The sequence below is a fragment of the Candidatus Thiosymbion oneisti genome (genome assembly GCF_900092655.1).
GTDB classification, from domain to species: domain Bacteria; phylum Pseudomonadota; class Gammaproteobacteria; order Chromatiales; family Chromatiaceae; genus Thiosymbion; species Thiosymbion oneisti.
Window position 1 is genome coordinate 1 of record NZ_FLUY01001105.1, and the last position, 9,360, is coordinate 9,360.

The 9,360-nt window shown below is 58.0% G+C and carries 9 protein-coding genes; 8 read left to right on the forward strand and 1 reads right to left on the reverse strand.

Annotated features, from left to right (window positions below; translation table 11 throughout):
- Positions 1-290: 290 nt before the first annotated feature.
- From BQ17_RS11250 to BQ17_RS11285, 8 genes are all read left to right on the forward strand, one after another.
- Positions 291-488: an Alvin_2107 family globule sulfur oxidation protein gene (locus BQ17_RS11250; protein ID WP_089727105.1), complete on the forward strand. Its 198-nt coding sequence runs from the start codon at positions 291-293 to the stop codon at positions 486-488.
- Between the two features lie 417 nt (positions 489-905).
- Positions 906-1,778, forward strand: coding sequence for an isocitrate lyase/PEP mutase family protein (locus tag BQ17_RS11255; RefSeq protein ID WP_089727106.1), 873 nt, complete (start codon positions 906-908; stop codon positions 1,776-1,778).
- A gap of 308 nt (positions 1,779-2,086) precedes the next feature.
- The gene (locus tag BQ17_RS11260; RefSeq protein ID WP_141699238.1) at positions 2,087-2,563 is read left to right on the forward strand and encodes a hypothetical protein; all 477 of its coding nucleotides are present in this window, start codon (positions 2,087-2,089) and stop codon (positions 2,561-2,563) included.
- 374 nt (positions 2,564-2,937) lie between these two features.
- The gene (locus tag BQ17_RS11265; RefSeq protein WP_089727110.1) at positions 2,938-3,300 is read left to right on the forward strand and encodes a hypothetical protein; all 363 of its coding nucleotides are present in this window, start codon (positions 2,938-2,940) and stop codon (positions 3,298-3,300) included.
- 275 nt (positions 3,301-3,575) lie between these two features.
- A complete protein-coding gene (locus tag BQ17_RS11270) occupies positions 3,576-3,884 on the forward strand; it encodes a BrnT family toxin (protein WP_089727121.1) in 309 nt (102 codons plus the stop codon).
- 15 nt (positions 3,885-3,899) lie between these two features.
- Positions 3,900-4,103: a hypothetical protein gene (locus BQ17_RS11275; protein WP_141699239.1), complete on the forward strand. Its 204-nt coding sequence runs from the start codon at positions 3,900-3,902 to the stop codon at positions 4,101-4,103.
- Between the two features lie 221 nt (positions 4,104-4,324).
- Positions 4,325-5,581, forward strand: coding sequence for a 6-phosphofructokinase (locus BQ17_RS11280; protein ID WP_089727115.1), 1,257 nt, complete (start codon positions 4,325-4,327; stop codon positions 5,579-5,581).
- 237 nt (positions 5,582-5,818) lie between these two features.
- Positions 5,819-7,864, forward strand: coding sequence for a sodium-translocating pyrophosphatase (locus BQ17_RS11285; RefSeq protein ID WP_089727117.1), 2,046 nt, complete (start codon positions 5,819-5,821; stop codon positions 7,862-7,864).
- 87 nt (positions 7,865-7,951) lie between these two features.
- Here BQ17_RS11285 and BQ17_RS11290 read toward each other — a convergent pair whose 3' ends face one another.
- Positions 7,952-8,926 (reverse strand): alpha/beta hydrolase, encoded by a 975-nt coding sequence (locus BQ17_RS11290; protein WP_089727119.1) that lies wholly within the window; start codon positions 8,924-8,926, stop codon positions 7,952-7,954.
- Between the last annotated feature and the right edge of the window lie 434 nt (positions 8,927-9,360).

Sequence of the window (9,360 nt, forward strand, 5' to 3'; positions counted from 1 at the left end):
ACACTGGAGCGGGTAAGCCAAGCGTGTGAGCCAGCAGATACTATGAACTTGCAACATCGGTTGAAACTAGGTACTAGTGGCAGGCATTAGAAGAACAAAGTATTCTTACATATCTTTCCGCGACTGCTCGTCGACTGCTGCGGTTGGAGCGGGACTGTCGCCTTGGTGAGACACATGAAGGCACGCGGCCGGTTGCCGCCATACGCTCGGTAGCCTTGTCCCGCCGGTTGCGAACACTGTAAAACGAAGGCCCTTAAGGCCTGAACATCAGCAATGCTCGGAGATCGGATATGAATCAGTTTTACTACGACGCCGTGACCAAGATGGAGCAGATGGGTGTCGACGACGAGTACATCCAAGGCTGGCAGTGCGGATTCCTGCAGAATCCCAAGCGGGAAGAGCAGCGACTGACCGAGGCCTACGAGGCCGGTTACTCCGACGGCGAAGAGAAGACCACCGACAACTTCGGAGACTGGGCCAAGGGCTGATACCGGCCGATCGGACCCCAAAGGGCGGTTGTTGCCGCCCTTTTTTAGGGTAAGGCGAACTCCCGATCCCCAGCAGACCCAAGGCGGTGGTGCAAAACCCAAAAAAATCTTTTTGATCCGCAGATTACGCAGATTCGCGCAGATTTCTCAAGAAGACTATACACTATAAGAATTGGATAGTGTTCTAATTTTGTTGTTACCGAGTAGAGGGAACTTTGAAAAGTTTCCGCCCTGGGATCTTTCACGGTGCCCTCTACACCAGAAACAACAAGGTTGAAACACCACGCAAGAATTGGAGGCCCTCGGTGCCGAAGTTGACCACCTACCCTCGTTGGATTCCGCTTACCGAGTGAACAAAGCAAAGAATCTGCGAAAATCTGCGTAATCTGCGGATAACAGTGAGATATGCGGGTTAGTATGAGTACCTCCGTCGGCAAACTGCGACAGCTCCTCGCGGGGCCCGACCTGCTGCTCATGCCCTGCTGCTTCGACGCCCTCTCGGCGCGGCTCATCGAGCAGGCCGGTTTTCCCCTGACCTTCATGAGCGGCTTCGCGGTAGCGGCGGCGCGGCTGGCCCTGCCGGACACCGGCCTCATCTCCTATGCCGAAATGCTCGATCAGGGGCGCGGCATCCTGGATGCCGTCTCCTTCCCCGTCATCGGCGACGGCGACACCGGCTATGGCAACCCCGCCAACGTGCGGCGCACCGTGCAGGGCTATGCCGACGCCGGGTTCGCCGCCATCATGATCGAAGACCAGCTCGCCCCCAAGCGCTGCGGACACACCCGCGGCAAGGAAATCGTGCAGCGCCCCGAGGCCCTGTCCCGCATCAAGGCGGCCGTGGATGCCAGAGAGCAGGGGGCGGACATCCTCATCATGGCCCGCACGGACGCCCGCGCCACTGACGGCCTTGCCGAGGCCCTGTGGCGCATGCAGGCGTTCGCCGATCTGGGCGCGGACATCCTGTTCCTGGAAGCCCCCCAGGACGAGGCCGAGATGATCGACTTCTGCACCCAGACCCCAGGCCCCAAGATGGCCAACATGCTGGCGGGGGGCGTCACCCCGGTGCTGTCACCGCAGCGCCTCCGGGAGATCGGCTACCGGATCGCCGCCTATCCGCTGGCCCTGCTCAACAGCACGGTCTATGCCATGCAAGAGACCCTGCGTGGACTCGCGACAGGAGACCTCCCCCAGCGGAGCGTCGACTTCGCCACCATCCGCCAGATCGTCGGATTCGACCAGTACGACCGGATCCTGCAGCAATACACGAGTCTGGAGCCGGAGTCGTAGTACCTCGGCCGAAGGACGGGGTAATCGAATCATGGTTAGGGGGAGAACCACGAATTCACACGAATAACACGAATTCGTATGGATTCGTGTCCATGCGTGGTTCTCCGTCGGGTTACGGCGCGTCTAGCCCGCACAGCTCACCGGGAATTGCCGTCCCGGCGAGCTATGCGGGCGAGTGACCTGCCCCCGTGGGCATAGGCAAGGGAGCGGGTGTGAGTGGAATTTCCTATAGGAAAAATCCGTTCCCCTAGGTGATGTTTCAGCCGTGATGATTATTCGGTAGCCCGGCCCGAGGCGCCGTCCTGGTAGTGGGCAAGCCGGTATCCGTCTATACTATCCTTATGATGGCAAGCAACTTCAAACGATTCGGCGTGCCCATCCTGGTGCTGAGTCTCCTCGTGCTGGTCGGATGCGCGGGGGGGCGGCGACCGGTGCTGTATCCGAACGCCCACTTCCACTCGGTCGGCGAGGCCCGGGCCCATGCGGACGTGGACCATTGTCTGCGGTCGGCCAAGGACTTCGGTGCGCCCGTCTATGGCGGCACGGACGTGGCGCGCGATACGGCCACCGGGGGGGTGATCGGGGGGGCGGCTGCGGGTGCCTGGGGACTGGTTCGGGACGGTGAGAAAGACGCCGGTAACCGGGCGCTTGCAGGCGCCGCCGCTGGTGGTGCCGCCGGCCTGGTCAGAGGTGCCCTACGCGCCGGTAAGCCCTCGCAGACCTTCCGGGGCTTTGTGAACCGCTGTCTGAGCGAACGCGGCTACGACGTGATCGGCTGGCAGTGACCGGCCGGAATCCCCGGTTTTTCCGCGCAACATTCGGAATCCCCGTCCTGTTCCACCCCAAACGCCTCCTAGTGTTGCTCCGCCGGTGACGCGGCAACCTCGGCCGATACCTTGCCCGCTGGAAGGCGACCCAACACCTGCCGGTGGAAACGCGACTGCCCGCAAGCGGTGCCCATCTCCGGCAAGGGATGAGACGGGACCTGAAACCTAGCAAATCCATGGTAGACTCCTCATCTCGCAGCCTGGGTCGGCTGGAGTGCCTCCCACATCCCGGCACTTGAATCTTTGATTTGGTCCCGTACTCTCCTGTAGCTAGCCTTGGAGACCGCATCCTGGGATAGGCAGCGAGCCGTATCCCACCGAATTTATTGTCTATGGCCGAGATCCCCGATATTTCGGATACCGAGCGCTGGATCCTCGAGACCACCCTCAAGGAGCGCTACGGTCGCGACCTGGAGCTCCAGCTCGCCGACGCCGAGATCCGGTTACACCCGTCGGACCGGGAGCTGACCAGCTGCCCGGTGGTGTTCTGGCACGATAGCCAAGGTTGTAACTTTGTCATCTTCAAGACCGGCGACCGCAACTACTGCTGCCAGTTCTTCTACCGGGGATACCAACAGTACGGCACCGGGGTGAACGAGTATGACGATCTGTCCGAGTGTGTCGTCTCCCTGCTCCAGGCCCAGGCCGACCATGCCGCCCAGGAGCGGGGGGATATCGAATCCAGGCGAAGCTGAGTGTTCGTGACTAGGAGCCAGGGGTGGCCGTGCCCACCACCCCAGCGGTAGTGGGTAAGGCTTAAGTGGAAACATGTCCAACAGCCGGCAGTCGTTCCCTTCTACCACTTGAAAATTACCACTACCCGACAAATGTAACAGACCCTGGCCGCTTTCAGACCTATCGACCAGTGCCCGCAAGGAGGGCGGTGATCGAGAACAACCCATACTTGAGACCAGTAGCTCGATATTGGTGGGCACGGCCCTGATGCGAGTTGGCAATGCTAACGGATGATATGTTATTCGAGTGGGATGAGAAAAAGAGAGGAAAAACGCTTAGGGAGCGGGGTATAGACTTTATAGACGCAGCACGAATTTGGGAGGACCCACATAGACAAGAACGACTAGATTCACGAAGCAAGAGTGTTGAATATAATGAAACACGCATTCAAACCATAGGTAGAGTAACTTTTGGAATCCTATTGGTTGTTTACACGAAGCGCGCAAACGAAAACGGAAAAGAAGTAATTCGCATCATATCCGCCCGAAAGGCTAATGGGAGAGAAAGGGTGAAATATTTGACAAAAGCTTTTCTTCCGTATTAGGAGAATGTTATGAGCATGAGTAAGACCTATACTCCCGAAGAACTCAGGGGAATGAAAAGCAGAACAGACATCGCAAAGTTTAAAAGAACGACGGAAAAGGAAATACGCAAACAATCAGTGGCCGATCCTGATACGCCTTATTTGACGGATAGTGAAATAAAGGAATTTCAGTCAGTTGATGAAGGCAAGGGCAAGGTCTCGGTGACGAGGTCTAACTAGTACAGCATCATTCGTGTTTATTCGTGTCAATTCGTGGTTTGTTGATAGCGGATACAAAACCTGACTCATTACTAATTCTACTTTGTCACATTCGGCCCGACTCACCGATCTTTCAGGATTCCGTCATTTCGCCGGATTCCTTAATAAGTTAAGTGAATCACCCTGGAATGTGACAAAGTAGAACTAACAACCCATACTTAGAAACCAGCAAAGGGGGAACCATGACCGCGAAAAATGCCTTCTACGCCCAGTCCGGCGGAGTCACCGCCGTGATCAACGCCTCCGCCTGCGGGGTGATCGAGACCGCCCGCAAGCATAAGGATAAGATCGCCAATGTCTATGCCGGACGCAACGGCATCATCGGCGCCCTGACCGAGGATCTGATCGACACCAGCCAGGAGGCCGCCGAAAAGATCGCGGCCCTCCGTCACACGCCCTCCGGCGCCTTGGGCTCCTGCCGCTACAAGCTCAAGAGCCTGGAAGCCAACAAGCGTGAGTACGAGCGCCTGATCGAGGTCTTCAAGGCCCACGACATCGGCTACTTCTTCTATAACGGCGGCGGCGACTCCGCGGATACCTGTTATAAGGTCTCCCAGCTCTCCGATGCCATGGGCTATCCGGTCCAGGCGGTCCACATACCCAAGACGGTGGACAACGACCTGCCCATTACGGACAACTGTCCGGGCTTCGGCTCCGTTGCCAAATACATCGCTACCTCCACCCTGGAGGCCTCCTTCGATGTGCGCTCCATGTGCGCCACCTCCACCAAGATCTTCGTCATCGAGGTCATGGGCCGCCACGCCGGCTGGATCGCCGCGGCCGGCGCCCTGGTGGCGGATCAGGGCATCCCGGTCCTGACCCTGTTCCCGGAGGTGGAGTTCGATCAAGAGAAGTTCCTGGCGGCGGTCAAGGCCAAGGTCGAGCAATTCGGCTACTGCACCGTCTGCGTATCCGAGGGCTGCCACTGGCCGGATGGGCGCTTCCTGGCCGAGCAGGGGACCCGCGACGCCTTCGGTCACGCCCAGCTCGGTGGGGCGGCGCCGGTGGTCGCCAACATGATCAAGGAGGCCACGGGCTACAAGTTCCACTGGGCGGTGGCCGATTACCTGCAGCGGGCGGCCCGCCACCTGGCCGCCAAATTCGATGTGGAACAGGCCTATGCCCTGGGTAAGGCCGGGGTGGAATTCGCCCTCAAGGGTCACAATGCCATCATGCCCACGGTGGTACGCAAATCATCGGATCCCTACATCTGGGAGGTCGGCGAGGCGCCCCTGTCGGAGGTGGCCAACGTAGAGAAGTTCATGCCCAAGGACTTCATCACCGAGGACGGCTACGGCATCACCGACAAGTGCCGCGACTACCTGTATCCGCTGATCCAGGGCGAGGATTACCCGCCCTATGAGAAAGGGATGCCCAAATACATCACCTTGAAGAACGCACCGGTGCCCAAAAAGCTGGCTGCGTTCGAGCTCCAATAAAGCGGACGTTGGGAACCGGGGGGCTCGCCCCAATGCCATTAAGTTAAGCCTCACAGCCCCTCTCCCCGCGGGAGGGTGTCGCAAAGCCCCTCCCCCGCCGGGAGAGGGGTTGGGGAGAGGGCGAAAAAAAACAGCGCCAGTTACGCTTAAATTTAACGGCATCGGGGCGAGCCCCCTGTCATTCCCTTATCTACCCTAGAATCGACAATCGAGAAACCCGAAGAGGAGTCAACCCAAATGTCAGAAGGTTCCATCTTTGCCCTCCTGTGCGGCGCCCTCGCCCTGGGATACGGCATCTGGTCCGTTAAATGGATTCTCGCCCTGCCGGACGGCAACGACCGCATGCGCGAGATCGCCAGCGCCGTCCAGGAAGGCGCCAAGGCCTATCTCAACCGTCAGTACACCACCATCGGTATCGTCGGCATCATCCTGGCCGTCGTTCTATTCTTTGTTCTGGACCTCTATACGGCCATCGGCTTCGTGATCGGCGCCATCCTCTCCGGTGCCGCCGGTTACATCGGGATGAATATCTCGGTCAAGGCCAACGTGCGCACGGCGGAGGCTGCCAACAAGGGGCTCGACGCCGCGCTGCAGGTGGCCTTTCGCGGCGGCGCCATCACCGGCCTGCTGGTGGTAGGGCTGGGCCTGCTGGGCGTGGCCGGTTATTACGTGATCCTCAGCGCCATAGGCGTCGAGGAGAAGGGTATCCTGCACGCGCTCGTCGGCCTGGGCTTCGGCGGCTCCCTGATCTCCATCTTCGCCCGACTCGGGGGCGGCATTTTCACCAAAGGCGCCGACGTGGGCGCGGACCTGGTGGGTAAGGTCGAGGCCGGGATTCCCGAAGACGATCCCCGCAACCCCGCGGTCATCGCCGACAACGTGGGCGACAACGTGGGCGACTGCGCCGGCATGGCCGCCGACCTGTTCGAGACCTATGCGGTGACGGTGGTTGCCACCATGCTGCTGGGCTCCCTGCTGGTGGGGAGCACGGACGCCGTGATCTATCCCCTGGTGTTGGGCGGCGTGTCCATCATCGCCTCCGTCATCGGCACCTTCTTCGTCAAGGCCCATGAAGGCGACACCAAGATCATGACGGCCCTCTACAAGGGCCTGGCGGTCGCCGGCGGCATCGCCCTGGTGCTTTTCATCCCCGTGACCTTGTGGCTGGTGCCGGAAACCATCACGATCGACAAGGTGACATACAGCCAATGGAGCCTCTACGGCGCAGCCGTCATCGGCCTGGTCCTGACCGGCCTGATGGTGTTCATCACCGAGTACTACACAGGCACCGAGTTCAGCCCGGTGAGGCATATTGCCGATGCCTCTCAGACCGGACACGCCACCAACATCATCGCCGGCCTGGGTGTGGCCATGAAGTCCACCGCCGCCCCCGTGTTGGCCGTGTGTGCCGCCATCTGGGGCGCCTATGAGTTGGCGGGCCTCTACGGCATCGCCATCGCCGCTACCTCCATGCTCTCCATGACCGGCATCATCGTCGCCCTGGACGCCTTCGGTCCCATTACGGACAACGCCGGCGGCATCGCCGAGATGGCCGAGCTGGACGAGAAGATCCGCGGCATTACCGATCCCCTGGATGCCGTCGGCAACACCACCAAGGCCGTCACCAAGGGCTACGCCATCGGCTCCGCCGGGCTGGCCGCCCTGGTACTGTTCGCCGACTACACCCATGCCCTGGGCGGTGGGACTCAGCTCAATTTCAGCCTCGAAAATCACATGATCATCATCGGGCTGTTCATCGGCGGCTTGGTGCCCTTCCTGTTCGGGGCCATGGCCATGGAAGCGGTCGGCCGCGCCGCGGGGGGCATCGTCAACGAGGTGCGCCGTCAGTTCCGCGAAATGCCGGGCATCATGGAGCACAAGCAAAAGCCTGACTACTCCAAGGCCGTGGACATGCTGACCAAGGACGCCATCAAGGAAATGATGATCCCGTCTCTGTTGCCCGTGCTGGTCCCCGTGGTCGTCGGGTTCCTGCTGGGTAAGGAGGCCCTGGGGGGCTTGCTCATCGGCACCATCGTCACCGGCCTCTTCGTTGCCATCTCCATGACCACCGGCGGTGGGGCCTGGGACAACGCCAAGAAGTACATCGAGGACGGCAACCTGGGCGGCAAGGGCTCCGAGGCCCACAAGGCCGCGGTCACCGGCGACACCGTGGGCGACCCCTACAAAGACACCGCCGGTCCGGCGGTCAACCCGCTGATCAAGATCATCAACATCGTCGCCTTGTTGATCGTACCCGTGCTGCCGGCGACTCCCTTGCTGTAAGCGGTGGCTTGCCACGGGCACTCCTGATATCCCTCTCCCGCCGGGAGAGGGATAAGGGAAGGGAGAGTATCCTCTGGAGGGAAGTTTTCAAGGTTCCTTAATTATCGTTGTACGTTGGGATTCATCGTCAGGAAACACCCGTCCGGATATAAGAGTTCTGAAGATGTGCTCAAACACAAGACCTGGCTGACCCCTCGTTCTACCTGAGCTAAAGTAGGAATGTCCTACAGGGCAGTACGCCATGCTTATATCATCGCAGTCTAAGGCGTATACGTTTGCTGGAGTGAGCCGCATATTCTCAGGGCCTGTATGTCCCAATCGACGAGAGACGATTCCGCTCTTTAGATTAACAAACTTGCTGGCCCGTAGGGCAAGATCATCGGCCGCATGGTAGACAATCACGTTCCGAGATGCATGGCATATCAATTCGCCGTGCCCCCCTCTTTGGAGGGACTCATTCGCGATATCCGCAGCAACAAGAAACGTATTTCTAAATATCAGAGGAACCCCGCCAGACAAGTTATATTTATTCCATGCAACTAAGGTTTCGCGTAATACTCGAGTCCCCATCGAATGAGCAAGCACATTGATTCTTTTAAGACAGGGATCTGCTCGATGATTGTATTTGTCTGAGTTCTGCCACTCTGAAAATTTCCCCAGAACCCGTGCGGAAGAATATGCACTTGCATCTGCCGATTCCTGATCATCCCAATAGTCCTTTATGATGCCTAAGTCGTTGTCGCATGGCCAAACAAGCGGAATGACCAATACTTCATTATTTTTCTTGTTATTGCATAGTTCTTGGAGCTCCTGCACAGCACCGAAAACATCTTCCGGAAGGTTGGAGAATCCGTGAATGTAAATGAGTACTTGACGGTAGCCATTCTTTTTGATCCGAGATAAAAATTCAATACTCCCTATTTCTGTATACGTTTGGTCACCAGTCCTCTCGCAGAAGAAAACAGAATTGCTCGCTGCATTATTATTTAGGTCAAAGTCCAAATTACGGCCAGGCCGTGTCCGTATGCTTTGCTTTGGAAATCGGTTTGTTATAAACAACATCTTTCTTTCTCCTCTGAAGTTCTTTGATTTTCGAATGCAACCAACCCAATGATAGCTAACATTAAAGTTTTTTGTGGGATTTTTCAATACCGTGGCAGTCGCTACCTGTCAAGTCCCGTAAAATTATAATTTGAGGGCTTTGCCGCGGGTGAGCGATCTGACCCATTTGGCTCGTTCCCACGCTCCAGAGACTGTGAAAGTATTCGTTTTCCCCGGAAGTGGTGGGATGAAGCCACCATATTTTATACTAAATTCTGTCTCATATGGGATTTAAGAGAAGTATTTTCGGCCTAAAGTAGGGTAATTATGTTGTGCTGTCCCTATGGCTCCGAAAATCCAGTAATACTTTCACAGTCTCTCCAGCGTGGGAATGCCGTTGTGGCCGCTCCAGCGGCCAAGGTTTCATGACGCTGGAGCGTCTGGATTTGCTCCCA